Genomic DNA, 25,024 nt, shown 5'->3' on the forward strand with positions numbered 1-25,024 from the left:
TTAGCATTAATTTAGAAAATTAATGCTAAAGCTTTAAAGATGCCGGGAAGGTATTGACGTTATATTCATTTAGCGCATTATTGAAAACTATTGCTCATTTGAAATAATGGTAAATACATTGAAATTAATATTACTCCTACGATCAACCCCAGGAAAATGATAATTAGCGGTTCCATCATGCTGCTCAACGTCGAAGTTCTGTATTCCACTTCTTCAATGTATTGCTCAGATACCCGCGCAAAAAAATAATCAAGTTGGTTGGTTTCCTCACCAACTTTGATTAACTGGATAAGTTTAGAAGGGTAAATGCTGAATTGCTGTAGACTTTGATGCAGGGATTTTCCTTGCATGATATCCTCCTCCACTTTCTGTAAGGTGGATTCAACGGGATAATAGCCGATCATTTGCTTACTTAACGAAATGGCTCGAAGGAGGGGTATACGGGCGTTGATGAGCAGCCTCATTGAATTACAAAATCTGGCTAAATAGATCTTTTGTACAAGGTTTCCAACCACCGGTATCTTTAATATTAATCTGGAAGACAGTTGCCTGAAACGTTCAGTGTTTCTTGCACTGAAAATAAAGGCCGATAATAACAAGATTAAAATAAATACCCGCCAGAAATTATTTTCCAGTACCTGCGAGATAGCAATTATTTTCTCGGTGATCCAGGGCAAGTGACCTCCAAATCTTTTAAAAACATCGCCGAACATTGGTACCACAAATTTTAACATGAAAAACACTGCACCTAAAGAAGTGGACATGACAACACAGGGGTAGGTGACCGCAGAAACGATCTTGCGGCGCTGTTTAATCTTGTTTTGATAAAATCGGGCCAGGTCCTGTAATACCTCTGTCAGTTTACCCGTCTCCTCGCCGATTTGCAGGCTGTATACTTCATACAAAGAAAATTTATTCGTGCCCTGCAATGCATCCGATAAGGCGCCGCCTTTTATAATAGAATCCTGAATTGTTTTGAACAGAACCTGATCTGCCGCTTTTTCCTGGTCAGAAGTGATCAGCTCAAGGCTGCTTTTCAGGTTGATACCAGCCAGTAAAAGGGAACTGAGCTCCAGGTAAAATGCTTCTTTCTTTTTGTCATTTAACTCTTTCCCGCCAAAACTGATGTCCTTGTTAAATAGTGCGATCAGGCCGCCTTCACCTTCTTTATTGGAGGGTTTAGCAGCTTTCTTTTTTTCATACCTGCTGAGGTCAATTGATGGCATCTGTTTGTCTGTTGATTAGGTTTGCTGAACTATATTCTTTATGATATTGATAGGTTACTTTTTCATTTTCAATAAGCAGGCTGACATCTAATTCATCAATGCGGTTATCTTCTTCGCTCAAGCCTTGCCCGTCCACAGGTAATTGTCCGAACAAAGTGGATACGTCCGCATTTTTCAACTTCAAAGTATCGACTATCGATGAGATACGGAGAATATAGCCAGGGCTAAATGTATACCGGACGGTATCTGTTTTCCTTTTCAATATTATTCCATCACTTGTTTTTTCAATGAATTCAGCTTTGCCAAAGTCTTTTTTTAATAGTTCGTCTAATCGCTCCAGCGTTGCTATTCCTTCGTTCTTTTGATGAAAGGCACGGTAGGAGTTGTTTATGATCTGGAAAGCAGTATAAATAAAACCCATTAATATTGCTGCGACCAGCATGGTTATTACCAACTCCATCACCGTAAATGCCTTTACCTTGTTTTTACTCATTTGATAATCAATTTTTGTAGTTCAGCTACTTTATGTTGATTCAAATCATAAGCCGTCAGGTGGACAACATTTAATAAGGTATCATCAACGAAAGGCGTTACGTCCAACTCAATATGGAAGCCGGCCGTGTCAATGGACTGGTCTAACTTGTGTTTTGCTTTTTCGACGCCGATTAGCCGCTCATTTAGCAGCGCACCGGCTTGAATTTTTGAAACTGAAAGCGACATGCGCGTAACATTGGTGAAGATCATCATAGCCATTCCGAAAACAAGAACAATGATCACCATAGCCACAATCACCTCGATCAGCGTAGATGCCCTAATTTTACCTGGATAAACAAATTTTACTCCAGCCATTGTAATATTTTTTTTCTTTTGGATACAATCGGAAATAACTCGCTGGATAAGTAATAAGAAGAAAGTGCTCTGGAACTGATATTTGCATTGATCAGCGTATTTTCCATGAGATTAAAAGTGCTTTGGTAGGTAAAAAGCTTTGTAAAAACGCTTCCGTTGACATGCATATTATTTTTATACCCGAGCATCCCTTGCGAATAGATTTGTCCCGTTACCCGGACATTGCTATCAAGCAAAAGTATAGGCATGATCTCTTCGTTATTTTGCCGGTAAGTAATGACGGCGCCATTGAAAATAGTGTTTTTACCCAAAGTGAGTTTTACGTAAGGATTTGTTTTCGAAGATTTTGTGTTTAAAACACCCAGGCAGGAAGGATAGCTAAATACACAATCTGATTGAACATGTATGGAATCGGTTGCAAATAGTTGACAAGTTCCACGGAAGGCACTGTTTACGACGATTGCCGGGGCAAAGACCAGTACATTATTCAGCGTGGCGGTGTGATCTATTGTGAGTGTAGTATCTGAAAAAAGGATAATATTTCCTTCGAGGTATACATTTTTGATAACCCCGGCTCTTTTACCAAAATGAATTATCCGGGTTGGTTTCGAAAAAGAGTTTCGAATTGTATCAATGTTTACAAGATTGCTGTCTGCAGATGCCGCTTGATCCGTTTTTGACAAATAGTTTTGCAAAATTGACACACGACTTGTTTGCAGGGCAGGTAATTTCTTTTCACTGTTGTTTATTTTTCCATTGATCAGTCGCTCATCGCCCTGGTAGGCCTGACTGTTTACATATGCCTTCTTAATCCCGGCTTTAGGTATAAAAGCATTGCCTGTAATATTCGTTTTACCTGAGACAGAGAGTGGCCGATCCTGGTTCGCAAGGTACAAAGCGCACCATTTGGTGGAATCAACCATATTACCTATGCTGAAGATCCTGGAAATCGTGTCGTGTTGTATAAAAGCATTCACCACACCGATGTCGAATATCCCCCAATTTATTTTTTTAAGAGTGACCGAGTCCTGATCGTTGTTAAAAAGACTTAATGTTGTTTTTTTGCTATAAGTGGAGTCTGTGCTGGTGAGTAATATATTTATGCCTGAACTTAGATTGTTTTCCAACTGATCATATCGAAATTTCTTCTGGTATTCTGCACGGTAATAATAAGCGACAACGATCAATGACGAGCAGAGCAAAGCAATCACTAAAGCAATAACAATGACCATATACAATGCGGAGGCTCTGAGCATTAAGTTATTTTTTACTACTGGTCAAGGTATCCTGTGTTTTGTTCTTTTTTCCAAACAAGTGCACTTTTTTCCAAAAGCGGGAACTTTTGACGGCTACCACGGATCCTCGTTTCCAGGTGATCATTGTCGCAAGTGTGCCATCCGTGTTCCAACTTTTCCATATCCCATCTTTCAGGCCTTTTTTAAAACTTCCTTGTTCTTTTAAATTTTTGTCAGGGTAATAGGTTGTGTATTGCCCGTTCAATAGTTTACCACTGAAACCTCCCTGGCTTGAATGAATAGCATTAGCACTATACCAGTAATAAAATAGTTTAGGTTTCACCGTGGGTTCCCCCGAAATGGGAACGATTTCGGCAACAACGGTTTCGTTTGGCTGAATGATTCTAACCTTATCTAATCCGTATGCTGGCAGATTCTGAGAATGCGCTACTACGGATATGAGGCATACGACGAAAAAAATAACATATTTCATAAAGAAGAGGTCTTGATCGTGATGAATTTGGTTTTACCCTCATAACTGACTTTGATTGAGTCACGCAGGTTTTTGAGAAGTTTCACTTTGTCTTTGGTCTCGCCCTCAGTTAGCGTTACATTTTGCCCGTTTATAGTTAATAAAGCAACAAATTTCTTTGACACAGGGTTCCTGATGTATCCGGAATAACTAATAAACGACCAGCTTATCGTTGGTCTCGGCATTACTCTTGCAGTTTGTTTAAATGTCGTCTTACTTACTGTGGACAACGTATCTTTGCGTGCCACAATTCCGAACGGATCTCTATAATTAAGTAAGAGCCCGGCAGTGTCTTCCCGTATGCTGAAGTCATTAAATGCCTCTTTTTGTTGTTTGTAAACTATAGGTTCCGTAGTATCGCTACTACTATCAACTGCGTTAAAGACCCGGTAAAGGATCATACCCCAAACGCTTAAGACAATTGCAATTAAGAAATAGGTAAGTTTCTTATCCTTCATCATTACGTTTATTGCAAAATAAAGCTCCTTTGAATACCTGCCTGGCTTTCGTTCCCGGCGGCGTCTATTGCAGTTACCATCCAATAGATCTTGTCACCTGAATTTCCCAGCTTAAAACTGTAACTGGTAGTGTTCAGCAGCATTGGAAAGCTCTGGTCATATATCGTGCTTCCGTCGCCCTGATAAACATAAAGTTTATACTTAGCCGCTGTGTTTACCGGGTTCCATTGTAAAGTGACCGGCAGGGGCACAGTAGATCCAGCAGCCGGAGAGGAAAGAGTTACTGCAGCTGGTGGCGTATGATCATATACGACCGTATTGATAGCTGACCATTGCGCCTGTGCAGTATCATTTTCTGCTCTGACCCGCCACTGATAATTTTGATCTTTAGGAAAACTGAAGTTGATCTGCTGTGCAGGGATAGTCTGGTTATATACCGCCAGCGTCTCATTCGCAAAATTATTGGTATCGATTTCAAGTTGGTATTTAGTTGCCCCATATAAACTGCCCCATTGAAAAATGATATTGTTTTGGTTAGTAAGCAGGGTATTCGCAGGTGCTATTAATTGAACAGACTGTTGTTTGATCGATGTAGCGGCTACCGTAAAATTTCTTGGGTTTGTAAATACGGTTTGGGAACTGCCGTTTTCGGCCATTACCCGCCATTGATAGGAACCAGGTGTTAAATTAAAAGAAAACGTGTTCTTTTTAACCATAGTGTCCAAAACCAGGCTTCCTGGTGCCGCAAAATTCGGGGTGACTACTTGTAGATGATAACTTAAAGCATTGCCCACTTCGTTCCACCAAAAATTTACAGTATAGCTTGTGCTTTGATATTGGTCAGTGGGGGCTTGCAGCTGAACTGTTTTTTTTGAAATAGATGGTTCAATAATAGCGTCGCATGATGAAAATAGACATAAGTCCACTAGCGACGTGAGAATAAGACAGGCAAAAAGATAAGGTTTCATGAGCAATAAATATACGAATTTTCCAAATGGAAAACAGAATTTTACTCATGAAATGTGCTTGTAAATTTAATTGTCCGTTAATTGTTTGGAGATCAAATATTTGATGGGATGGACTAAAGTAAATTACATATTGATCAATTGGCTTTCATTCAGACGTTGGAAGTGACGGCGAACAAAGGTGCTCATGTAAATTCTCCCAACTAAGATCAGACTGTGATACCTTGATTTTTACAATTAGTTAATAAGACTGGTGAATAAGCGTTCATTTTAGCTTATAATTCATAATCTAAGCAACATAATAGAAAAGTTGACGTACAATTGTGTGCGCATTAAATAGCCCCTCTGTGTTAACTAATGAATAATAATTCCTTTTTAATTCTTAATTAATACCTAAGTGAATGTTAGCTATTACTGAGAAAATAAAAGCTTTTAACTATCTATAAAATGTTTTCGTTTTTAAATATTAATAAATTTCCAAACAAGAAGTACCTTAAATCCAGGGGTTATTATGAAAATATTTTGGAACAATATATTGAACTTGAGAATTATATAAATATTTTTTCAAATAAAATTGACTTAAGGTCACTTCCCACAGATATTAATATTCTTCCTGATTTACTTGGTAAAAATGTTAAAGACATAATCCGAACAAAAGGCAATCCCGAATACGCTTTCCAAGAAAAAGATATCTCCATTTTTGTTTATAAAAGGAATATCAATGGTCTTGATAACAGATCTAAAATTCATTTTTATAAAAACAAAGTGTTTTTGGTAAATCATAGTTATCCATCAATAAACGAACAGGAAAAAATTTACGTCATCAAGGCAGTGGAACATAAATATTTAAATGCAAATAACTTGAATTTCGATATTCGGAATTGCAAAATCATTGATAACAACAATAGCATAATTTTTATAGATGACCTTATGGGATTAAAAATCAGCTACTTCAATAATTACGAGTCGGAATGGTTTACAGATATGTCATCGGAGATTAAGGCTAACAATGAATTGAAAAGCGCCGAAATTAGATTAAAAGAGAAACACTTTATTGACAATATATAAGCTGCCTTTGAATAAACAATATGAACAGGCGATTCTGATTTCATTTCTCCATCAGGCTGCAAAAAGAGATTTGGGAAGATGAAGGTGTTATTGTGGGGCGTAGTCTGGATATCTTCATATCAAAACTTAGAAAAAAATTGGAATTGGCCCCTAATAGCAAGATTGTTGTTATACGCGGAAAAGGATATAAGCTGGAAATTACCTCTTAGAAGAATCTGCTTAAAAACAAAATGCCATCCTCATTTGGATGGTTTTCATTTTGTAGCCCGTAGGGAAATCGAACACAATTCGCAACATAATGACTTACAGTATTTTAGTAGGTATTAAATTGGCTACGCACCGAATTACTCACCAATATTTGAATGCAGATTTAACTGCAAATCTCAGGACATTAGATACGATTTATAGTTGGCAATGAGATCAACAATATAGAAATCATAGCCATTATAAAATTTAGGAATATTGAAAAAAACAGGTCTGTCTGTTTTTGCCGCGTAAGGCGTTACACTGACCCTGTCTCGGATTTGCAAGTCCTAATGTAATGCTAAGAATACAATCTGTTCATTTAAATTATATATCTGCATGTGATCTCATAATCAGTGATACTTGAAATACTGGATTTCCTCTTCGTGTTTCTTCGCTTCCTCCATGAAATCGAATGTACCCAGGTTCCGGCGCTTTTTTGTATTGGGATCTACTTTCCTGGAATAAATCCGGTATTTACCTGATTTTAGCTTTCTGATCATACTGCTGCTGACAAATGAATTAATGTTCACTTTCGCTTACGGGTATTTCTTCCGGGTATTCCTCGAAGTATAGCCGTGCATGCTTGATGCCGGTCGCGATGGCTTCGCCTTCGTTACCTGTGGATTTCAAGACTTCGTTCGCGATCTCGACCGCTTTATCGCGCAAATATTTAGGTTGGTTCTTGTAAGATGGCGGGTAATTGCCGTTGTGCCAGGGCATATTTCCTCTTTTTTAAGCTAACAACCAGCCTGGATGAATGTTTAGAGCAGTGTATTTTGATGCCGGATGCGGGTGTATCCAGCCTGACCGCGGTTGCCGAATTTGTAAATAAAACCTAAATTGCAACCCATGGGGAAGGAGCAGAAAAACCTGGAAAGTGAAACAGGGTATTACAGCCGTTTATTCGATGGCCTCCCTATCCCTATGTATATCTATGACAAGCTCACTTTCCGGTTCCTTGCGATTAATAATGCAGCAATTGAACAGTACGGCTACACCCGGGAAGAGTTCCTTAACCTGAAGATCACCGATATACGGCCTCAGGAAGAAGTCCCCGGCCTGCTGAAGTTCCATGAAGCTATTCCCGAAAATCACCTGGACGCAGGCCGCTGGCTGCACCGGAACAAGGAAGGCCAAACGTTTTATGTACGCGTTTACATGAATGACACCGTCTTCGAGGACAGGCCTGCCAGGCAAGTACTGATCGTTAACATTGACGAAAAAATCAAGGCAGAAATGATCATGAGGGAAAAATCCGCAGAGCTGGAAAATATACTCGACAGCATAACGGACGGATTTTACGCGCTGAATAGCCGCTGGGAGGTCACGTTTATTAACAAGGCCGCGGAACAGGCGCTTTCCTGCACAAAAGAGGAAGTAACCGGCAAAAACCTCTGGGATTTTTTTCCGCGTTCCCGGGAAGGCCGGTTCTATGCCGAGTATGAGCGGGCCATGACCGAAAGGATCAGCGTGCATTTTGAAGAATTATACGCGCCGCTGGGGGTATGGGGCTCTATGAACGTATACCCGACGAAAGATGGAATCGCGGTCTATTTTGTGGATATTACGGAACAAAAAAGGATACAGGAAAAGATCTACAACGACGGGCAGAACCTCCTGGCGATCATTAATAATACCCGTGACCTGATCTGGTCGGTGGACAAAGATTTCCATATCATCACCGGTAACCAGGCTTTTTGGGACAGGGTACAACAACTTACCGGAAAAAAAGAAGCGGATGTTACCAACGCCGATTTTGAACAAGAGAATATGAATCTTTTGCTCGACAGTTATAACCGGGCTTTTAAGGGTGAGGCCTTTAGTGTAGTACGCCAGCGTGAGATAGACGGCCGGATGCGTTTCGAGGAACTGAGTTTTAATCCGATCCGTGATCTGCATGAAGATGTAATCGGCGTAAACTGTTTTCTGCGCGATATCACCGAGCCACAACAGTACCTGCAAAGGATCGAAAAGCAAAACGAGCGCTTGCGGGAGATCGCCTGGATACAATCGCACCGGGTACGTGCACCGGTGGCCAATATCCTTGGACTTACCCAGCTTATCAACCTGGAGGATTCAACCGACGCCGGGATCATCTCCAGACTGAAAAAAGCTGCAGAAGAGTTGGACAAAGTGATACTGGACATTACTGTATTGACAGACGACCTGATCGACCCTTAAAGAACGATTATTGATGAGAACCAATTGTATGCACTGGTCTCCTGTAGCGGCTTGGGCTATCTCTGGACTGCTATCGCGTGAAAGCAGTAGTCCTGAAAAAATGAAGTGCCGGTTCCTGCACAAGGCGCTGGATAGTGGTTTGATATCAGCAAACTGGAATGGATAGATCATTGCTTAAATGCCTTAACGATCCTGATGATACGCTCCGGCATCTTTTTGGGGTTCAGGATAAAATCCGCGTACCCTGAGTCGATCACGCCTTCCGGCATACTTTCCTCTTTGGCGCTTGAAGGTTCCTGCGCGCTAGGTTTGTGTTCAGATCGGTTTTATCTACGCGGTAATCTAATGCTCAACCCATTGACAATTTTGCTATTATTTGAGATAGTTTTATCCGTTTTCTTAACCCTAATCACTATCTTCGGACTGCCTAAGCTATTGCAATGCATATCCGACAATTCCTGCTTCTGATTTTATTGTTCGTGTCTTTAAGGGTTTATTGCCAGCAGGATGTTGATTTTCATCTGAATGCCCGGTTTTTACAGGGTAAAACCGTACTGAAAGTTAAACGGGATTTTAACGACCCTTACTTATGGGTACTCGCCAAAAACAATGAGGTTTACCGCATCAACAGCCTGACTCAGGCCGTTGACAATTATACCCCGCTGTTTGCGGCCTATAATAACCTGCAGTTTATTGATATTGCAGGGCGTAGTAAGGATACGGTGTATATTGCCACCCAGTCGCCCAATGTCATACAATATCAAAACGGGAATATCAATTTAATCGATCCTGCGCTAATTGGTAATCATACAGTAACCTCCGTGGGGGTTGATTATGCAGGTAGGGTGGATGAAAGTTCAAGCCCCGCATTCGGGCATATTTTGCTGATCGGTACAGTGAATGGTTTGTACCGGTACAATATGGATAGCCGCGTTTCAAGCCCGGGTTTGAACCCCGTTTATAGCCAGGTATTTGAAGCCACTTACCGCAGGGATTTGTATTCGGGCATTAATTACAGCAATTATCCTGATACGATTACGTATTACCCGGTTCAATTCGCTGATCAGCAAACATTTTTCAATGAATATGTCTGGCTTAATGCCCAAACATTCGGCAATAATTTAAAAACGGCATTTTATGTGCCTTATGGATTTAATAATGACTCATACGCTTACGGTACAGATATGTTCTGGGGTACAGAAAAAGGTCTGTCACAGGTGAACAGGGATTACAGTTACACTTCGGTATCAGCCCATGAGCACTATCTGAATAATATTCAGGTAAACAAGATCACGGATATATTTGGTTTGAGCACTTTCGGCAGCGACCAGTTTTTTGGGAACCCGGGATTGGTGAAGCAAAATTTACTGGTCGGCACGGATCAGGGTTTATATTTCAGCAACACCCTGTTCAATAACTTTGAAACGGTTGGGGGCTATGGCAATGGTTTGCGCAAATTCTCCCTGTTCCATTATGATGAACTGGGCACTATCCGGGTAAATGATATCTGTACCAATTTGGTTTCAAAGTCTCCTTCCATCTGTGAGGACGGGGTGTGGGTAGCCTGCGATAACGGGCTTTACCTGATCAAACCTGATTATGCCAAATACCTGAGCAGCGGGCAATTTGAAGTTATAGGTTTTAAAGGACGTGCCGATAGCCTGTCCTCCGTCAAAATATGCACAGTCAGCAGTGTCACTGCTATGATCAATACGGATTTATATTCCGGCAATTCGATCCAATGGTACAAAGCCGGTAATGAACTGCCGGCTGCCAGTAAAGACTCATTGGTCATCAACACAACGGGGGACTATTACGCCGTGCTGTACGACCCCTGTGAGAATATCCATATGGAGAGCAATCATCTGCAGGTACAAGTTGTTGCAGGCCCGGTGTTTACGTTCAACTACCCGGACAACTTGCAGTATTGTAAGGGACAAGCCCTTACCCTTAAAGCCGTTGGCGACCCTTCTTATCAATACAGATGGTATAAGAATGACACATTGAATGGCGTTGTGAACCAATCCTTATCTGTACTGCAATCAGGAAAGTATAAAGTGGAAGTAAGCGCATGTGAAGACTCCTGGGTGCCATCCAAAGAAGTGCAGGTAGATTTGATCGACCTGCCAGTCCCTGTGATCACCGCTGATAAACCCGGTTATTGTATAGGCGATAATGCAACGCTTTCCGTTGCCGTGCCTCAAAATCCGGATTACACCATTAACTGGTATAGGGATGGTTTATTATTGACAGCCAGTATTAACCAGGTAACGCTGAATACAGCTATTGCCGGAAGTTATACCGTTTCAATTGTCAACAATCAGGTAAACACTGATGGGACAAACTGTACGCAAACTTCGGCAGTGCAATCCGTACAATTTGATCCGCTGCCGACAGTTAGTATACAAAAGATAGTCAAGACTACGCTGTGCGACGGGCAAACAGTTGACCTGAAAGTAACCTATGATGCAGGTACCGTAAAATGGTCGACCGGGGATAGTGGCGATCAGATAACGGTTAGTAGTTCGGGGACATATACGGCGACTGTAACAACACCTGCGGGATGTGTGGCTGAAGCCAGCACCAGCATACAGTTTTTCACGAACCCTGTTTTGAATATTCAAAATGTAGGTATATGCATGGCGTCGCACAAAACAGTCACGATTACGGCCCCTGCAGGATTTGCTTCTTATACCTGGAACGGGCAAAACGGATCAGAAAGTTATACAGCAGACCGTCCACAAAAAGTGACCCTAATAGTTACAGATAATAACGGTTGCCAGGCTACGCAGGAAATACAGGTAACGGATGAATGCCCGGATGTGGTGATCCCCAATGCCTTTACGCCTAATGGGGATGGGATCAATGATACCTGGGACATATCAGGGCTGGCTTATGATCCAACGGTTTTAGTCAGGATATTCGATCGTTACGGACAGCAGGTTTATCAAAGCAGAGGATATGGCACTCCATGGAATGGCGAATACCACGGAAAGAAATTACCGCAAGGGGTCTTTTATTACGTCATAAATGCAAAGAACAATAGTCAGACCTATAGTGGTTCGCTAACCATTCTTTACTGAAAGCTACTGCTCATCTGGTGGATCGACCACCGGAGCATCCAAAAACGAAAATTGCTTGGTAAATGGTGCGAACGGCTGGCTAAACAATGCACTTAAAAGACGGTACAGGCAAGCAACTGCCCTTCCCCGTCCCGACATTTAACGGAAGCTAAGCATGTAGAAAGCCTGCATTGAGCCATGTTTGGACGAGGGTTCGAATTTCTACGGGCTACTAAGGGGATTCGAACCCGAAAATACTATTTCATCTTGCTCGAAGCTGCGCTGAAATAGCCACCAATTCCAGATTATCTTGAACTTTCAACCGTGTAAACAAAGCTATCAGCCTTAAGCCTGTTGGAAAGTGAAAAGTATCATAAATAACGTATTTGAAAAAACGATATCTGAATGCCAGGGCTGATTGAGGTGATCCGTCTTTCACTACTGCAATAGTCACAACAGCAAATGGACTTATAAATAATTATACGGTTTAGTTGATCCAATATCAGCAATGGTATTGAATGCGTCCCGGGATGAGATACGGGACGCATTTTTATTTTTGCAGGCAGTACATCTCGTCAAGGGGAATCGAATCTCTATTAAGGTATCTGCAATTGACTCAAAACCATAATTGATCCACCAAGTGGTTCGAATTAAGTCTGGGGATCCAGGACTGGGCAAGCACAATTTTTTATCACTTTCCCTTCTTTTTTATCATCATCAATCTTTTTTCAACTATTTGATTTGAATATAATTGATTTATTATTTTTAGTGGAGAATTTCTCGTTGACAGTGCCGTAAATAAAGGTGGGTTGTTCTGTAAGCGATTGCGAGACCGCTTCGATTTGGTTGTATATGGGCATGGGGTTGGTGATCGGTGATTAGTTGTTGTCTGAATCAGAGTTTTCAGAGTTAAAGAACATAGCTTATAATAAGAATTTATTTAATGTTATTTTGTACTTTAAAGCAACAATTCCCAAGCAATGGATACGACAGAAAAAGAAGCAATATTAAATACATATCAATGGATAAAGGTCCCCAGATATAAAGACGATCCTAATCTTAATTGGGAAGAGAGATTTAAAAATCTTCAAGAACACCATATACAAGAAACTCAGTTTTTAATAAATAAAGTGAGAGAACTGGTTTTATTAAACAAATGAGTCATAGGTAAAAGCTAGACCTGAAGAAATTACCGCTGACCATTCAGCAATTCTTGATACTTTCTCTGATATCCCGCTTCTGTTTTATTCAACAAAAGTTTTGTTAGGATTCGCTCATAGGGGAGGGCGAGTATATCGGCCCATTTTGTTACATCGCCGCCTGCGAGGATGTTTACTGTGTTGACGTAGTTAAATTTTTCAAACGCCTGTATACCTGCCTTCTTCTCCAATATTGATGCAGGCGTTGAAATAAGCCGATCTTCTGTTTCAATAAGTTAGGATAACAGGGGGGAAAAGTTTGGCTATGGGCAGTGCCTCCGTTACCCGCAGTTTTTTTATTTCGTCGGCAAATTCTCCGGCTTCGTCTTCGTCGAATTTATTACCAGTGGCCCTGCAAAAAAGTATTGTGCCAGCACGTTGCAACAAGCTTTTAGCGAGGGTTGAAAATGCTCCCGCCAGCCGTCCACTATAAAGGTTGATATGATCGTTGATCTCGTCGGCAATTATATCCCGTGCCGCTAAAAAGGCCCCTGCCGGTTTCAAGTTGGTTAATTTTAATGAAGGAAGTTTTAGTATTGCTCACAAGGAAAAGGGCGATGCGTATAATTTTGTAATCCCGCTATAAAAATCGATTGGCGAATTTGTAATAGAAATTTTGCGGAGGCTGGAGCAAAGTAAACCTTTTACCGCCGTTATTCCTGTTTTTTTTTTGATGTCTGTTTTCATCGATGCAGAGCAATTGCTTAGTCAGCGTAAATTACCTATGTTTCAGTAACCGCGTGACATTCCGCTCGCCCTGAAGGTTACCCTCGATATAAACAATGCCATTGGCGTTAAAAACATTATATAGTTGAATTGAAAAGGTATGAAAGGGTATAATACCCTTTTGTAACTGTTTTGATGCCATCGTATTTGTTCTATTTGAGCTTAAACCCATATCAACCATCACCCTATGGGTATGAAAAACAAGGTTATGATATATCAGACTGAATATCCCTTCGCGCTGCTGGATGAAATCGTCGAAGTTCAATTGAACCCCAAAGCCAGTCCGCAGACAGCAGACCTGTTAGGATCAAAATTCGCTGACCTGAAAGACCGGTTCGCCGGTGAATGTGACAAAACCTGGGCGCAACTCAAAAGCCAGACTTTTTGCCTTGTCAGCGATGAACATATTAAAGTCACCATCGATCAATACCTGACAGTTATAAACCACCTCAAGAAACAGTTAGACGACCACCTCGGGGAACAGTTTCTCAACCCCTGGCACAGCGGTTATCAAATGCTGATCACGCTTTTAGAAAGCTTAGAAAGATCGATCAATGAACGCTACGCCAAATATTTAACAAACTTCACGGTGAGCCAACACTCAAATAAAACGATCCAACGGTCCCCGTTTAAGATTTTATGTCATCTGAGCGCCGACCAGCTGGGCTTGATTATAAAAGCTGCCGACGAAACCCGGTTGATCGAGGCACGGTCCCTCAGCCTGGTTTACCAAACCATTGTGCCCTTCCTGTCTACCAAAAACAAAGAGGAACTAAGCTGGGACGCCATGCGCAGCAGCACCTATCACCCCGAAGAAATTGATAAGGTTACCGCTATTTCCGCGCTGGAAAAAATGATCGCTAAAATAAAGCAGTACAGTTAATAAGCCCCGTCCGGGAGTATCGACCGGCCCAAGCGCCTGTTTAATAGATATAAAATCAAAGCAACACCGTGTTTTAATAGTATTTTTATTCGTTTCCCCGGAGTGAAGATGAACATAATTAATCGTTCATCCCATCCAATATCGCCTGCCAAAGACTTGTTGGCCGTTTTTGAAGTGTTTTGGTAATTCGGTCATGTAGGGATTTGTCTTTAAGTATAAATTTTCTCAATTGTCTACCGATTGCGTGAGCTCCCACTAAGTGTAAATAGTCCCTGTTTTCCGTAGGATAACGTTCCATCAGATCATAATGATCATTGTAGACGGCAGTTTCATTAATATCAAAAAAATTAATTAGAATATGGTCGATATCGGCGATATCCTTTGTCCTGGAAGGATTGTCGCCATAAGCCATAAGTTTAAGAAATACCAATCCTTCCAGACTACAAATTTTGAGGCTTCCCAAGTTTTCAAATTCAATTTCCTTCGCAAATGGATATACCTCTTTAAAACCGGGCATATTAATAATGAACAACTTCGGATCGTGAAGCTTAATTTCCCTGTTATCATCCTCGATATCGCCGAATGGAAGAAGGTCCAACTCGATAGCTCCTTTATAGAACAATTTTATAGCCTCAGAGGTATGGGCGACGAAGTCGCCACTATCAGTTAGGGCATGTTTTAACACCGAATATTGCTTTTCATTGCCTACCCGTATAGCTATATCCACATCATTCGTTTTTCTGGCGGTAATATATTCCCCCAACTGGATATCCCTTGCAACTGCGCCGACCACATAAAAGTCTATATTAAATTTTTTAAGGGTAGCCTCAAATGCTTTAAGCATCTCTGCTATTGCCGGTTGTATCAGATTCGGCATATCAATTTAAATAGTTTGTTTTTATTCGCTCTGCGGTTTCCTGGTTTCTGCTATCCTTGTCCGTTGCCAGCTCCGCAAAGGTTATCAGCGGGGGAACCAGCGCAGGATTTTGCTGTTTGATTTGTAAGTCATCTGACCAAAATTGCTGAAACGCCTCCACTTTTCCTGCCACGTCAGGTATCAGTTTGTGCTGCTTCATAATTGAGCTTTTGCTTTCTTTGGTATAGATCGTGAAAGTTTCCGGGCTGAGGTATTTGGTCATTATCGCTCCGGCAGGCTCACCTCCCCAAAGGACGTCGTTATGCTGCGCCTTTTCCCAATGATCATTTTTGTCAAGTTTACGGAACCGGCCTATTCTTAATTTGGGGCGCAGGATCATCGGGTACAGCTCAACCCATTTATCTCTTAGCAGCTCTTGATTGGCCAGAAGATCTCCGTTTTTTCCCGCTATTAAATAGCCTTCATTCTTCAATTCGGTTAAAAGAGGTCCGACGTTTCCCAGGGCAATACCCGAACTAATAGCCATTTGCCTGTAAGAGGTGTTGATCAGTGCTTTATCAGACAGGATGGCGAAAATAAATTTCAGTCCGGTCGCATTCCACAACTTTCCCTCTTTGGGCAGCCTGGTTTCGGTGACTTTCCGGTCATTAATGAAAAAATAGAAGTTAGCGGTTTTAATAAAACAATTGCCGGAAGCTTCGAGGTAATTGATTTTATCTTCCTTTAGCTGTTCCCTGACGATAGGGGGGATGTATTGAGCGATCAATATCCAGTCAAGATCTGTCAGTTGGAACTGGTTGATTATCTTTTGCATCTGAAGGCTACGTATTTCGTTTTTAACTTCCATGTTGAAACGCTGTTTCCGGCCTTCAAAATCCAATTCGAGATATCCGTCAGCCGGTTCTTTTTGACTTGGGAACAATTTCGTAATAACAGTCGCGCCGGTGATTTTCTCAAAATTCGCCTTTGCTTCTTCGATGATCTCTGCTTCTTTCATGTTCAAAAAAATACTACGTTCATGATTCATGAACATTCAAATATAATGAACATAATCACAATTACAAATTATTAGTACAGCGAAAATAACCAAGATAAAGCAGCACAGTGAGTAAATCCCACAGGTCTGCATCCCCCGACCCACAACTTCGGTTCCAACCTCTTCTTGGACTTTTCCCGCCTTCGCCGATGCCCTTGTTTTGTATCAGCAAACCGGTTATAAACCCGGAAAAACTGAAACAAAACATACGCATATGAACACTCTTTTTAACAACATTAGTTGGTTACGTTACGCCGAATGGCTGGCTATTGCCATCATTATTTATTATATCGTTGTCGGCTTTCGCTGCTATCGCGTCGAAATCACCAACCTTTTCCGTCGCGGTAGTTTTAAGCCCGCAGCAACGGACAAAACCAATCCATTCTTTGCCATGGTCACAGAAAGCGAAAACGTTCCTGAAACCCCAAATACCGCCGGCATTTATCAGCACCTGGAAGGTCCCAATGCCACCACCCTCGAAGCCGAAACGCTAATCACCGGCCTCCGTGCCCGGATTACAGACCTCAGCGAACAGCCCTACCAGCCCTCCGCGGTACCCCCAAAACTTAAGGTCCTCCTCCGCAAATATCAAAACCTGAAGAACTCAGCCCATCGCGCAGCCATCAATCAACTGGTGGTCGCCGAGTGTGAAAAGACCGGCATAGCCCTGCTGACCGAAGAAGACGTGGATCAGTGGTGGAGCGATTAGCAGGCGTGCCCATCCGGCCCGGCCCCCCGCTAACCTGCGGGGAGACCGGCCCACCGGAAAACCCATGATATACTGCTGACCGAACGTCCTGGCGCAAAGCGCCATCCGGGCTAAACCGAAAAAGGGGAAACGCCGGCAGCAGAATTCCCAAAGCCCCTCCGCGTGCGTGCGGAGCGGGTAAGGGAACCTATTACCCGAATTTTTAAACGAACCGATAGTGAACATGAAAACGTGCAGTACAAAATTCAAGGGCATCGCCCTTAAAACTCTTTTGTTGACAACCATTATCTTAAATGCATTAACCGTCGTTCTGGCGCAGGATGGCAACGCCGGAATTAACCAGGCCAATACCCAGGTAAGAAGCTACTTTGACGCCGGCACCAACCTGATGTACGCCATCGGCGCCATCCTCGGCCTGATCGGCGCTGTTAAAGTGTATTCCAAATGGAACGCCGGCGATCAGGACACTTCCAAAGTCGCCGCCGCCTGGTTCGGCTCCTGCATTTTCCTTGTTGTGGTGGCCACCATCATAAAATCCTTTTTCGGCATGTAACATCAGAAGTATGAAAAAGAATAAGGAAACACCATCACTGGCGAACCGGCTGACCAGCCTTCTGCACGACTACCTGCTGCAGAACCACCCCGACCTGCTGATCGCCCTGCAGGAAGACCATCGCCTGACGCATTACCTGCGCAGCAAGGTCGACTCCGTGCAGGAACTCTGCGAAACCCTCCTGGCAGAAAACCGCCCGCCCTATGTCATTGAAGCGCTCTGCCTCGAAGAGCTTACCCGTGATCTGAGGCCATCGCGCTTTGAATATGTGCGCCTGCTGCTGGAAGAAGAATTTGAGGGGGATTACCTGCTCATGAAAAATAGCGGCATCCTGACCTATGAGGTCATCAACCTGATCGGCGCCTGCGAACCCATTTTCGAGGTCTTCGCTTTCGGCGAGGAAAACGAGGAAAGCAGGGAATTGAAATACGCGGTTATGGGCATGATTGCCGAATACCTGGAAAGATAAAACAGTGAACAAGATTAGTGCAGAAAGATGGCGTATAACCAGTTTCAGAAATTAAGAGATAACATCGCGGCGATCAAAATTGCGCTGGCCCACCGGAACGGCGAAACCGCCCGTCCGGAAGACCAGGCCGTTTTGCAGGCCTACTCCGGATTTGGCGGGCTGAAAGCGGTATTATTTCCCGCCGGCGATAAACAGGAATGGATCAGCCGCCATGCTTCTCAAAATGACCTGAAGCTGTACCCGTCCATGATAGAGCTGCACGCATTGCTAAAGGAAAGCCTGAATGAAAGCGATTATAAATCCGCCATCCAGTCCATCCGCGACAGCATTCTGACTGCCTATTATACCCCGGCGATTATTCCTCAAACCTTGTTTCAGGTTTTAAAAGAGAACGGGATCAATCCCAAACGACCCTATGAGCCCAGCAGCGGCGCCGGGGTTTTTATATCCGAACTGATTAAAGCATTTCCAGACACCGAACGCATAACGGCTGTAGAAAAAGACCTGGTGACCGGCATGGTATTGCAAGCCCTGGCTTCCACGTTAACGGTACCAGTGGACGTTCAAATCAAGGGGCTGGAGGAAACCGCCGCTACGGAAAACGGGCAGCATGACCTAATCATGAGCAATATCCCTTTTGGCAGTTTTCAGGTTTATGACCCTGCATTCCCGGATAAGCATATCAGCGGCAGGATACATAATTACTTTTTTGCCAAAGGCCTGGATAAGCTGGCTGAAGGGGGAATTCTGGCTTTCATCACTTCAGATGCCTTTTTGAACAGCCCGTCCAACCAGGATGCCAGGCGTTACTTATTTGACCGCGCAGATTTTATCAGCGTTACGGTAATGCCGGACAACCTGATGAAAGATACCGGAAACACCGAAGCACCCAGCCATTTACTGGTTGTACAAAAACGTACCGGCAAAGATTCCTGCAGCATTGACGAAATGATGCTGACCGAAACGATCCGGCAACGAAACGAATTCGGCAATTATCATATCAACGAATTTATTTACGAAGAGCGGGAACGGGTTACCGCAGCCGACACGGTCAAAGCCGGGAAAAACCAATACGGGCTGGCGCACCAGGTAAACTGGCAGCAAGGAGAAATCAACCAAATTGCCGGTAAGGTCCGCGAGAATATCAGCGACGGACTGCAATCGCATTTCAACCGGAAGGCTTTTATAGAGGCACAACAAGCAATATTGCCGGACGCACATCCTGAAGAAAAACCGACACTGAATTACCTGCCCATGCCGGAAAATTCGGCTACGCAGGTTAGTGTCCAGCTGGGCCTGTTTGATACCGCGCCTGCTGAAAACGGGAACCGCGCCATGGATTATATAACCGCGTCCGACGAAAACATGGTTTTAAAAAGCACTGCCCGGCTCATAGGCACCATTCGCACAAAAGACAACCCGCAGCATGAAAGCCTGGTATTGCTGACCGCCCGCCAGCAAAACGGAAAGCAATACGTTTATAAGCTGGCAGCCAATATCGAAGGGATCATCGTTCCACTGCAATGGATGAATGGAGGATTACTGAGCCAGGAGCTGCCGAAGCTGGTACCTGCTCTCCAAAACTTCAACCATGACTTTTATTTTGAGGGCGACCAGAGCCTGAAGGAACATTTCAACTTCGGGCAGAACAAAGAAATCTATTACCGCGCATTGAACGCCTTTCACCAGGAAGGCAGCCTGGTCAGCCTGAACCGGCAGACCGGAACGATCCACGGGATTAATGATACCCGAAGCCAGGCTGTTTTCCGGCCGCTGGCTAACCAAAACGATGCCCTGTTTTACGAGCGCTATATCCTGATCCGGGATACTTACCTGGCGCTTGCTGAAATCGAATCGGTAACGCAGATGGCTTACCCGGTTTTCCGGGCCGATCTGAATATCGCGTACAACGAATTTACCCTGAAGTATGGCGAACTCAACCGGCCGGCCAACCGCCGCCTGATCCTTGCCGATGAAAAGGAGGGCTTCAAAATTTTATCCTCCGTCGAACTCAAAGAGGGGAACGATTTTAAAAAAGCCGATATTTTAATCGGTCCGGTGTTCCAGCAAAAGGAAGTTTTTAAAACCGACGACCCGGTATCTGCCCTTGCCCGTTGTCTGAATGAAAAAGGGGCGGTTGACCTGGCCTTTATCGGCGAAGCAACCGGCTTAAGCGCAGAAGAAACCATTATCAATCTTCGAAGCCATATCTGCCTGAACCCGGAAAATGGACAATGGGAAACTGTTGATCAATACCTGTCCGGCAATGTCGTGCAGAAACTGGAAGTCGCCCGGCTAAAGGCGGATCGGAGCCCTGAAGACCCAAACATCCGCCATAGCCTGCATGAAATCAGCCGCGTACAGCCTGAACAAATCCCTTTTGAACTGCTTGATTTTAACCTCGGCGAGCGCTGGTTTCCCATAGACTATTATGAGCGCTTCGCCAGCGATTTTTTTGAATTGCCGGTGAGTGTCACCTATATGCATGGCAGCGACAGCTTTAAGGTCGCCACCCGCGGGAACAATCTGAAGATCAGCCGCGAGTTTGCCATCACTCCCAGAGAAGGCGGCCGCCGGACTTATGGATATACTTTACTGGAGCATGCGCTGGAAAATACCAGCCCTTATTTCAGCTATGAAGTGTCGCTGGGCGGCGGTAAGACCAAACGCTACCCCGATAATGAGGCCATCCAGCTGGCGCACCAAAAGATCGAGCAGATCCGCAACGGTTTTACCGGCTGGCTGAACGAGCTGCAGCCGGAGGAAAAGAAATACCTCGAAAAGCTCTACAACGATACCTTCAATTGTTACGTCCTGCGCGAGTATAAGGCCGACCACCTGACCTTCCCCGGCCTGGATAAAAAAGCATTGGGGATTGACGACCTCTACAGCTCGCAGAAGAATGGTGCCTGGCGTATTATGCAGAACAGGGGAGGCTTGATCGATCACGAAGTCGGGCTGGGAAAGACGCTGACCATGATCGTCGCCGCCCAGGAAATGAAGCGGCTCGGCATTGTGCACAAGCCGATGATCCTGGCGCTTAAGGCTAATGTCAACCAGATCGCTGAAACGTATAAAAAGGCTTATCCGAACGCCCGGATACTGGCCCCCGGCGAAAATGATTTCGCGCCGGATAAACGCCTGAGGCTGTTCCATGAGATCAGGAATAATAACTGGGATTGCATTATCCTTACGCATGACCAGTTCGGTAAAATCCCGCAATCGCCGGATATCCAGCAGCTCATTTTCCAGGCAGAGCTGGACAATATCGAGCTGGACCTCGGCACGCTCAAAGCGGAAGGCGGCGATATTTCAAGACGTATGCTCAAGGGACTGGAGGTCCGTAAAAAGAACCTTGTCGCGAAACTCAAATCCATCCAGCACGAGATCGAAGGCAAAAAGGACAAGGGTATCGATTTCAAGGAAATGGGTGTCGATCACTTGTTTGTCGATGAATCGCACAAATTCAAGAACCTGACCTTCACCACCCGCCATGACCGGGTTGCGGGTTTAGGCAATACCGAAGGCAGTCAGAAGGCACTCAACATGCTGTTCGCGGTACGCACCTTACAAGAAAAATTTAACGCCGACCTTTGCGTTACCTTTTTAAGCGGTACGCCAATCTCCAACAGCCTGACGGAGATGTATCTCATTTTCAAATACCTGCGGCCTAATGAAATGGAGCGGCAGCGCATCGAAAACTTCGATGGCTGGGCAGCAGTATTCGCCAAAAAGACCACCGACTTCGAGTTCTCGGTGACCAACGAGATCATCGCCAAGGAACGTTTCCGTCATTTCATCAAGGTGCCTGAACTGGCGCTGTTTTATAACGAGATCACAGACTATAAAACCGCCAAACACATCGCGCTGGATAAGCCATCCCTGGAAGAGCAGCTGATCCATATCCCGCCTACGCCGGAGCAGGCCGACTTCATCAAAAGGCTCATGCAATTTGCAAAAAACGGTGATGCCACCCTGATCGGCCGTGCACCGCTTACGGACGATGAGGATAAAGGACGCATGCTGATCGCTACCAATTACGCCAAAAAGATGGCGGCGGACATGCGGCTGATCGATCCCGTCAAATATGAAGACCACCCGGATTTCAAAGTAAATGTCTGCGCGCGCAAGTTGGCGGATTTGTACCGTGACAGCCAGCCGCACAGGGGTACGCAAATCGTGTTCTGTGATATTGGTACGCCCAAGCCGGACGCCTTTAATATCTATGATGCACTAAAAGAAAAACTGGTCAGGGACATGAATATCCCCGCTGCGCAGATCACCTATATCCACGACTGGACGGATAAGCAAAAGCCGGAACTGTTTAAAAAGATGAACCGGGGAGATATCCGGATCCTGATCGGCAGCACGGAGAAAGCCGGCACCGGCCTGAATGTGCAGGAAAGGGTCATCGCCATGCACCACCTGGACATCCCCTGGAAACCCAGCGAGCTGGAGCAGCGCAACGGGAGGGGGGCAAGACAGGGAAACAAACTGGCTAAGTCAGCCTATGGCAATAAAGTACAAAACTTTATTTATGCCGTAGAGCAATCGCTGGATAACTATAAGTTCAACCTGCTTAAAAACAAACAGACCTTTATCTCGCAGATGAAAAACTGCGAACTGAATGTACGCACCATCGATGAAGGCTCTATTGATGAAAAGAGCGGCATGAATTTCTCGGAATACATAGCTATCCTGTCCGGCGACACCAGCCTGCTGGAAAAGACAAAACTGGAGAAAAAGATCGCGGCCACCGAAAGCCTTAAAACCGCACATTTCAAGGAAATCGTCCGCGTCCGCTACCAGCTGGAAAACCTGGAAAAGGAATTAATTCAAGACAAGGCCACCCTGAAAGCGCTGGAAAGCGATCAGAAGCAGTATCACAGCCAATTGAAAACCGAAAAGGATGGCTCCAAAGCCAACCCCATCCAGCTGAAGGAAGTGCAAAGCGCCGATAGCAAGAGCATCGGCAATTACCTGATCCGCCTGTTCCGTGCCTGGAAACCAAAAGCCAATACGGACAATCCAAAGGAATTGGGCGAATTGTATGGTTTTAAATTATACATCCGCCATGAAAAGTCGCTGAGCAGTTTGGAGGGCAAGGCGCTCGTCAATGAATATAACGCGCTCTATGCCGAAAGGCCGGGAGGTACCATTCATTATACGTTCAGCTCCGGCGCGCCGAATCCGGATAACCCGAAACTGGCCGCCCGTTATTTCCTCAACGCCATCGATAAAGTCGACGGCCAGGTCGAAAAATACAGCAAAGAGATTAGCGAAATCCAGGATCAAATCCCGCAACTCCTTAGCCTGATGGGCAAACCTTTTGAAAAGGATGCCGAATTGCAGCGGATGAAATCCGAACTCGCCGCGCTGGAACGCGAAATCACGCAAAAGATGAAGGAAAAGCAGCTGGTGGAAACCTCCGGGCAGTTGGACCTGGCTGCTGAAGAGCAGACTGTTCAAAACGAGGCCCGGATCATACCGCTGGCTTCCGGCAGCCAGGATACAGCAGTAAGACAGTTAGCCCAGGTCGTAAACGGCGTACCGCCCGAAAGCCAGCAGCTCAGAAAAAATAAATCCCTTAAAATTTAACGCTATGCAAAACAGCATTTATATCATTAACAAGGGCATTAACAAAAGCATCGAGTTTCGCGGCCTATGCGGGCAGTATATCTGGTATTTCGGAGGGCTGGTCATAGGGCTGATGATCCTGTTTGCCGCCCTGTATATCGCCGGTGCGGGAACGATTCTCTGCCTGGGCCTCACCGGCGCCCTGGGCGCCTTCAGCGGCATTAAAATTTTCGCCCTCAGCCGCAGGTATGGCGAACACGGCCTGATGAAAACCATGGCAAAAAGACAGGTGCCTAAGGTGCTCAAATCTTACAGCCGTAAATTTTTTCAAAACCTGGAAAAGGAGGATACTCATGAACAAGCTTAAAGAACCGGTGATCTATACCATTGAAGGCACCGCCTTCGTAGTGGACATCGATAAGCAGGTATTGCGCCAAAGCGATAATCCAGCCAACGAAATATCTTTCGTGAGAGATATGACCGACCAGGGAAGCCATTATCGGCTTTTCTATGATCCTGACCCTTCAAGTAAGCCCCCGGGAACTTATAATCCGGATGCTTTAAAGGAGTTCATTATCCCCAAACTCATTGAGCTTGATCCCGATGGAATGGCTGCTAAATATAGATACCGGCCAGAGGAGTTAAAAAACAAGACTGACTTCCAGATTATCGTCGACCAGGAGCTGCTGGCACAACGGCATCAAGGGGTATTGCCCAAAATCAATATTGCCGGTGAGGAGTTCGTCGTCGACCTCCGCCTACAGGAATTGCGTCATGCCCAAAGCTTTCACCCGGTGCTCAGCCTGAACAGCTTTGAGCTGACTTCCGACGGCCGGCACTACGACGGGTACTATCATCCCGTCATTCGCCAGCTGGTGCCGCTCGATCCCAAATTAACGGAACTGCCTGATAGCGTGATCAAAATCAAAATACCCAATGAAATTGGTCTTGACCCTGTTGGCGCAGCCCGGATATACGGCGTCGATGAACGGGAATTGTTGCGGCGCTATCCCATTCAACGGGACCTTAAAGCCGAAATCATCCCGCTGAGCGAAACGCACATCCCTTCGCTCATCCGGCAAAACCGGGAGCAACTGCAAAAAGAGCACCGGGAAAACGCGCAGAAGATCAAGCCCCGGTTCCGTCCGAAATTTTAAAATACCCATTAATTCT

The 25,024-nt window shown here is 44.5% G+C and carries 26 protein-coding genes; 13 read left to right on the top strand and 13 right to left on the bottom strand.

Translation table 11 applies throughout. From position 1 onward, the window contains the following. Positions 1-77: 77 nt before the first annotated feature. The 7 genes from ACPPVU_RS12695 to ACPPVU_RS12725 are packed head-to-tail and all read right to left on the bottom strand — an operon-like array spanning position 78 to position 5,268. Positions 78-1,226, bottom strand: a complete 1,149-nt coding sequence (locus tag ACPPVU_RS12695; protein ID WP_426672080.1) for a type II secretion system F family protein — start codon at positions 1,224-1,226, stop codon at positions 78-80. After that, positions 1,213-1,719, bottom strand: coding sequence for a PulJ/GspJ family protein (locus ACPPVU_RS12700; RefSeq protein ID WP_426672081.1), 507 nt, complete (start codon positions 1,717-1,719; stop codon positions 1,213-1,215). The genes ACPPVU_RS12695 and ACPPVU_RS12700 overlap by 14 nt, the downstream gene beginning before the upstream one ends. Next, entirely contained in the window at positions 1,716-2,075 is a 360-nt protein-coding gene (locus tag ACPPVU_RS12705; RefSeq protein WP_426672082.1) for a PulJ/GspJ family protein, read from the bottom strand. The genes ACPPVU_RS12700 and ACPPVU_RS12705 overlap by 4 nt, the downstream gene beginning before the upstream one ends. Then, complete coding sequence (locus ACPPVU_RS12710; protein ID WP_426672083.1) at positions 2,063-3,331, bottom strand: hypothetical protein; 1,269 nt, start codon at positions 3,329-3,331, stop codon at positions 2,063-2,065. Before ACPPVU_RS12710 ends, ACPPVU_RS12705 begins: the two co-directional genes overlap by 13 nt. A gap of 4 nt (positions 3,332-3,335) precedes the next feature. Next, a complete protein-coding gene (locus tag ACPPVU_RS12715) occupies positions 3,336-3,803 on the bottom strand; it encodes a toxin-antitoxin system YwqK family antitoxin (protein ID WP_426672084.1) in 468 nt (155 codons plus the stop codon). Next, positions 3,800-4,303: a hypothetical protein gene (locus ACPPVU_RS12720; RefSeq protein ID WP_426672085.1), complete on the bottom strand. Its 504-nt coding sequence runs from the start codon at positions 4,301-4,303 to the stop codon at positions 3,800-3,802. The genes ACPPVU_RS12715 and ACPPVU_RS12720 overlap by 4 nt, the downstream gene beginning before the upstream one ends. 5 nt (positions 4,304-4,308) lie before the next feature. Beyond that, positions 4,309-5,268, bottom strand: coding sequence for a hypothetical protein (locus ACPPVU_RS12725; protein ID WP_426672086.1), 960 nt, complete (start codon positions 5,266-5,268; stop codon positions 4,309-4,311). A 444-nt stretch (positions 5,269-5,712) separates the two neighbouring features. Between ACPPVU_RS12725 and ACPPVU_RS12730 the strand changes: the two genes are divergently transcribed. Both ACPPVU_RS12730 and ACPPVU_RS12735 read left to right on the top strand, forming a co-directional pair. Then, positions 5,713-6,333 (top strand): hypothetical protein, encoded by a 621-nt coding sequence (locus ACPPVU_RS12730; RefSeq protein ID WP_426672087.1) that lies wholly within the window; start codon positions 5,713-5,715, stop codon positions 6,331-6,333. A 56-nt stretch (positions 6,334-6,389) separates the two neighbouring features. Next, the gene (locus tag ACPPVU_RS12735) at positions 6,390-6,542 is read left to right on the top strand and encodes a winged helix-turn-helix domain-containing protein (protein WP_426672201.1); all 153 of its coding nucleotides are present in this window, start codon (positions 6,390-6,392) and stop codon (positions 6,540-6,542) included. A 387-nt stretch (positions 6,543-6,929) separates the two neighbouring features. On the opposite strand, the gene ACPPVU_RS12740 is transcribed toward ACPPVU_RS12735, so the two are convergent. Continuing rightward, positions 6,930-7,079 carry a hypothetical protein gene (locus ACPPVU_RS12740; protein ID WP_426672088.1) on the bottom strand — a complete coding sequence of 50 codons (150 nt, stop codon included), beginning with the start codon at positions 7,077-7,079 and terminating at the stop codon, positions 6,930-6,932. A 19-nt stretch (positions 7,080-7,098) separates the two neighbouring features. Further along, the gene (locus ACPPVU_RS12745; RefSeq protein ID WP_426672089.1) at positions 7,099-7,299 is read right to left on the bottom strand and encodes a hypothetical protein; all 201 of its coding nucleotides are present in this window, start codon (positions 7,297-7,299) and stop codon (positions 7,099-7,101) included. Between the two features lie 129 nt (positions 7,300-7,428). On the opposite strand from ACPPVU_RS12745, the gene ACPPVU_RS12750 reads away from it, so the two are divergent. The 4 genes from ACPPVU_RS12750 to ACPPVU_RS12765 all read left to right on the top strand — a co-directional run bounded on the left by ACPPVU_RS12750 (position 7,429) and on the right by ACPPVU_RS12765 (position 12,982). Further along, positions 7,429-8,760 (top strand): PAS domain S-box protein, encoded by a 1,332-nt coding sequence (locus tag ACPPVU_RS12750; RefSeq protein WP_426672090.1) that lies wholly within the window; start codon positions 7,429-7,431, stop codon positions 8,758-8,760. Between the two features lie 13 nt (positions 8,761-8,773). Next, positions 8,774-8,926 (top strand): hypothetical protein, encoded by a 153-nt coding sequence (locus tag ACPPVU_RS12755; protein WP_426672091.1) that lies wholly within the window; start codon positions 8,774-8,776, stop codon positions 8,924-8,926. A 274-nt stretch (positions 8,927-9,200) separates the two neighbouring features. Continuing rightward, positions 9,201-11,843, top strand: coding sequence for a gliding motility-associated C-terminal domain-containing protein (locus ACPPVU_RS12760; protein WP_426672092.1), 2,643 nt, complete (start codon positions 9,201-9,203; stop codon positions 11,841-11,843). Positions 11,844-12,802: 959 nt separating this feature from the next. Further along, positions 12,803-12,982: a hypothetical protein gene (locus tag ACPPVU_RS12765; protein WP_426672093.1), complete on the top strand. Its 180-nt coding sequence runs from the start codon at positions 12,803-12,805 to the stop codon at positions 12,980-12,982. A gap of 29 nt (positions 12,983-13,011) precedes the next feature. Here the strand turns inward: ACPPVU_RS12765 and ACPPVU_RS12770 are convergent, their stop codons facing one another. Together ACPPVU_RS12770 and ACPPVU_RS12775 are read right to left on the bottom strand one after the other, a co-directional pair. Then, positions 13,012-13,212: a hypothetical protein gene (locus tag ACPPVU_RS12770; RefSeq protein ID WP_426672094.1), complete on the bottom strand. Its 201-nt coding sequence runs from the start codon at positions 13,210-13,212 to the stop codon at positions 13,012-13,014. A gap of 37 nt (positions 13,213-13,249) precedes the next feature. Continuing rightward, complete coding sequence (locus ACPPVU_RS12775) at positions 13,250-13,525, bottom strand: hypothetical protein (protein ID WP_426672095.1); 276 nt, start codon at positions 13,523-13,525, stop codon at positions 13,250-13,252. Between the two features lie 415 nt (positions 13,526-13,940). Between ACPPVU_RS12775 and ACPPVU_RS12780 the strand changes: the two genes are divergently transcribed. After that, entirely contained in the window at positions 13,941-14,630 is a 690-nt protein-coding gene (locus ACPPVU_RS12780) for a hypothetical protein (protein WP_426672096.1), read from the top strand. Positions 14,631-14,748: 118 nt separating this feature from the next. Here the strand turns inward: ACPPVU_RS12780 and ACPPVU_RS12785 are convergent, their stop codons facing one another. Continuing rightward, entirely contained in the window at positions 14,749-15,507 is a 759-nt protein-coding gene (locus ACPPVU_RS12785; RefSeq protein WP_426672097.1) for a hypothetical protein, read from the bottom strand. A gap of 1 nt (position 15,508) precedes the next feature. Continuing rightward, entirely contained in the window at positions 15,509-16,534 is a 1,026-nt protein-coding gene (locus tag ACPPVU_RS12790; RefSeq protein ID WP_426672098.1) for a type IV toxin-antitoxin system AbiEi family antitoxin, read from the bottom strand. Positions 16,535-16,757: 223 nt separating this feature from the next. Between ACPPVU_RS12790 and ACPPVU_RS12795 the strand changes: the two genes are divergently transcribed. The 6 genes from ACPPVU_RS12795 (at position 16,758) to ACPPVU_RS12820 (ending at position 25,008) form a co-directional block, all read left to right on the top strand. Beyond that, positions 16,758-17,252, top strand: coding sequence for a hypothetical protein (locus ACPPVU_RS12795; protein ID WP_426672099.1), 495 nt, complete (start codon positions 16,758-16,760; stop codon positions 17,250-17,252). 223 nt (positions 17,253-17,475) lie between these two features. After that, a complete protein-coding gene (locus tag ACPPVU_RS12800) occupies positions 17,476-17,805 on the top strand; it encodes a DUF4134 domain-containing protein (RefSeq protein WP_426672100.1) in 330 nt (109 codons plus the stop codon). 10 nt (positions 17,806-17,815) lie between these two features. Beyond that, positions 17,816-18,274 (top strand): hypothetical protein, encoded by a 459-nt coding sequence (locus ACPPVU_RS12805; protein ID WP_426672101.1) that lies wholly within the window; start codon positions 17,816-17,818, stop codon positions 18,272-18,274. Between the two features lie 27 nt (positions 18,275-18,301). Then, the gene (locus ACPPVU_RS12810; protein ID WP_426672102.1) at positions 18,302-23,872 is read left to right on the top strand and encodes a helicase-related protein; all 5,571 of its coding nucleotides are present in this window, start codon (positions 18,302-18,304) and stop codon (positions 23,870-23,872) included. A gap of 4 nt (positions 23,873-23,876) precedes the next feature. After that, a complete protein-coding gene (locus tag ACPPVU_RS12815) occupies positions 23,877-24,218 on the top strand; it encodes a DUF4133 domain-containing protein (RefSeq protein ID WP_426672103.1) in 342 nt (113 codons plus the stop codon). Continuing rightward, positions 24,205-25,008: a hypothetical protein gene (locus ACPPVU_RS12820; protein WP_426672104.1), complete on the top strand. Its 804-nt coding sequence runs from the start codon at positions 24,205-24,207 to the stop codon at positions 25,006-25,008. The genes ACPPVU_RS12815 and ACPPVU_RS12820 overlap by 14 nt, the downstream gene beginning before the upstream one ends. Positions 25,009-25,024: the final 16 nt, after the last annotated feature.

Source organism: Mucilaginibacter sp. McL0603 (assembly GCF_049992945.1).
GTDB lineage: Bacteria > Bacteroidota > Bacteroidia > Sphingobacteriales > Sphingobacteriaceae > Mucilaginibacter.

Bases quoted from the DNA above. Each gene is read 5' to 3' on its own strand.
- ACPPVU_RS12695 (WP_426672080.1), bottom strand. From the start codon at position 1,226: ATGCCATCAATTGACCTCAGCAGGTATGAAAAAAAGAAAGCTGCTAAA.
- ACPPVU_RS12700 (WP_426672081.1), bottom strand. From the start codon at position 1,719: ATGAGTAAAAACAAGGTAAAGGCATTTACGGTGATGGAGTTGGTAATA.
- ACPPVU_RS12705 (WP_426672082.1), bottom strand. From the start codon at position 2,075: ATGGCTGGAGTAAAATTTGTTTATCCAGGTAAAATTAGGGCATCTACG.
- ACPPVU_RS12710 (WP_426672083.1), bottom strand. From the start codon at position 3,331: ATGCTCAGAGCCTCCGCATTGTATATGGTCATTGTTATTGCTTTAGTG.
- ACPPVU_RS12715 (WP_426672084.1), bottom strand. From the start codon at position 3,803: ATGAAATATGTTATTTTTTTCGTCGTATGCCTCATATCCGTAGTAGCG.
- ACPPVU_RS12720 (WP_426672085.1), bottom strand. From the start codon at position 4,303: ATGATGAAGGATAAGAAACTTACCTATTTCTTAATTGCAATTGTCTTA.
- ACPPVU_RS12725 (WP_426672086.1), bottom strand. From the start codon at position 5,268: ATGAAACCTTATCTTTTTGCCTGTCTTATTCTCACGTCGCTAGTGGAC.
- ACPPVU_RS12730 (WP_426672087.1), top strand. From the start codon at position 5,713: ATGTTTTCGTTTTTAAATATTAATAAATTTCCAAACAAGAAGTACCTT.
- ACPPVU_RS12740 (WP_426672088.1), bottom strand. From the start codon at position 7,079: ATGATCAGAAAGCTAAAATCAGGTAAATACCGGATTTATTCCAGGAAA.
- ACPPVU_RS12745 (WP_426672089.1), bottom strand. From the start codon at position 7,299: ATGCCCTGGCACAACGGCAATTACCCGCCATCTTACAAGAACCAACCT.
- ACPPVU_RS12750 (WP_426672090.1), top strand. From the start codon at position 7,429: ATGGGGAAGGAGCAGAAAAACCTGGAAAGTGAAACAGGGTATTACAGC.
- ACPPVU_RS12755 (WP_426672091.1), top strand. From the start codon at position 8,774: ATGAGAACCAATTGTATGCACTGGTCTCCTGTAGCGGCTTGGGCTATC.
- ACPPVU_RS12760 (WP_426672092.1), top strand. From the start codon at position 9,201: ATGCATATCCGACAATTCCTGCTTCTGATTTTATTGTTCGTGTCTTTA.
- ACPPVU_RS12765 (WP_426672093.1), top strand. From the start codon at position 12,803: ATGGATACGACAGAAAAAGAAGCAATATTAAATACATATCAATGGATA.
- ACPPVU_RS12780 (WP_426672096.1), top strand. From the start codon at position 13,941: ATGAAAAACAAGGTTATGATATATCAGACTGAATATCCCTTCGCGCTG.
- ACPPVU_RS12785 (WP_426672097.1), bottom strand. From the start codon at position 15,507: ATGCCGAATCTGATACAACCGGCAATAGCAGAGATGCTTAAAGCATTT.
- ACPPVU_RS12790 (WP_426672098.1), bottom strand. From the start codon at position 16,534: ATGAATCATGAACGTAGTATTTTTTTGAACATGAAAGAAGCAGAGATC.
- ACPPVU_RS12795 (WP_426672099.1), top strand. From the start codon at position 16,758: ATGAACACTCTTTTTAACAACATTAGTTGGTTACGTTACGCCGAATGG.
- ACPPVU_RS12800 (WP_426672100.1), top strand. From the start codon at position 17,476: ATGAAAACGTGCAGTACAAAATTCAAGGGCATCGCCCTTAAAACTCTT.
- ACPPVU_RS12805 (WP_426672101.1), top strand. From the start codon at position 17,816: ATGAAAAAGAATAAGGAAACACCATCACTGGCGAACCGGCTGACCAGC.
- ACPPVU_RS12810 (WP_426672102.1), top strand. From the start codon at position 18,302: ATGGCGTATAACCAGTTTCAGAAATTAAGAGATAACATCGCGGCGATC.
- ACPPVU_RS12815 (WP_426672103.1), top strand. From the start codon at position 23,877: ATGCAAAACAGCATTTATATCATTAACAAGGGCATTAACAAAAGCATC.
- ACPPVU_RS12820 (WP_426672104.1), top strand. From the start codon at position 24,205: ATGAACAAGCTTAAAGAACCGGTGATCTATACCATTGAAGGCACCGCC.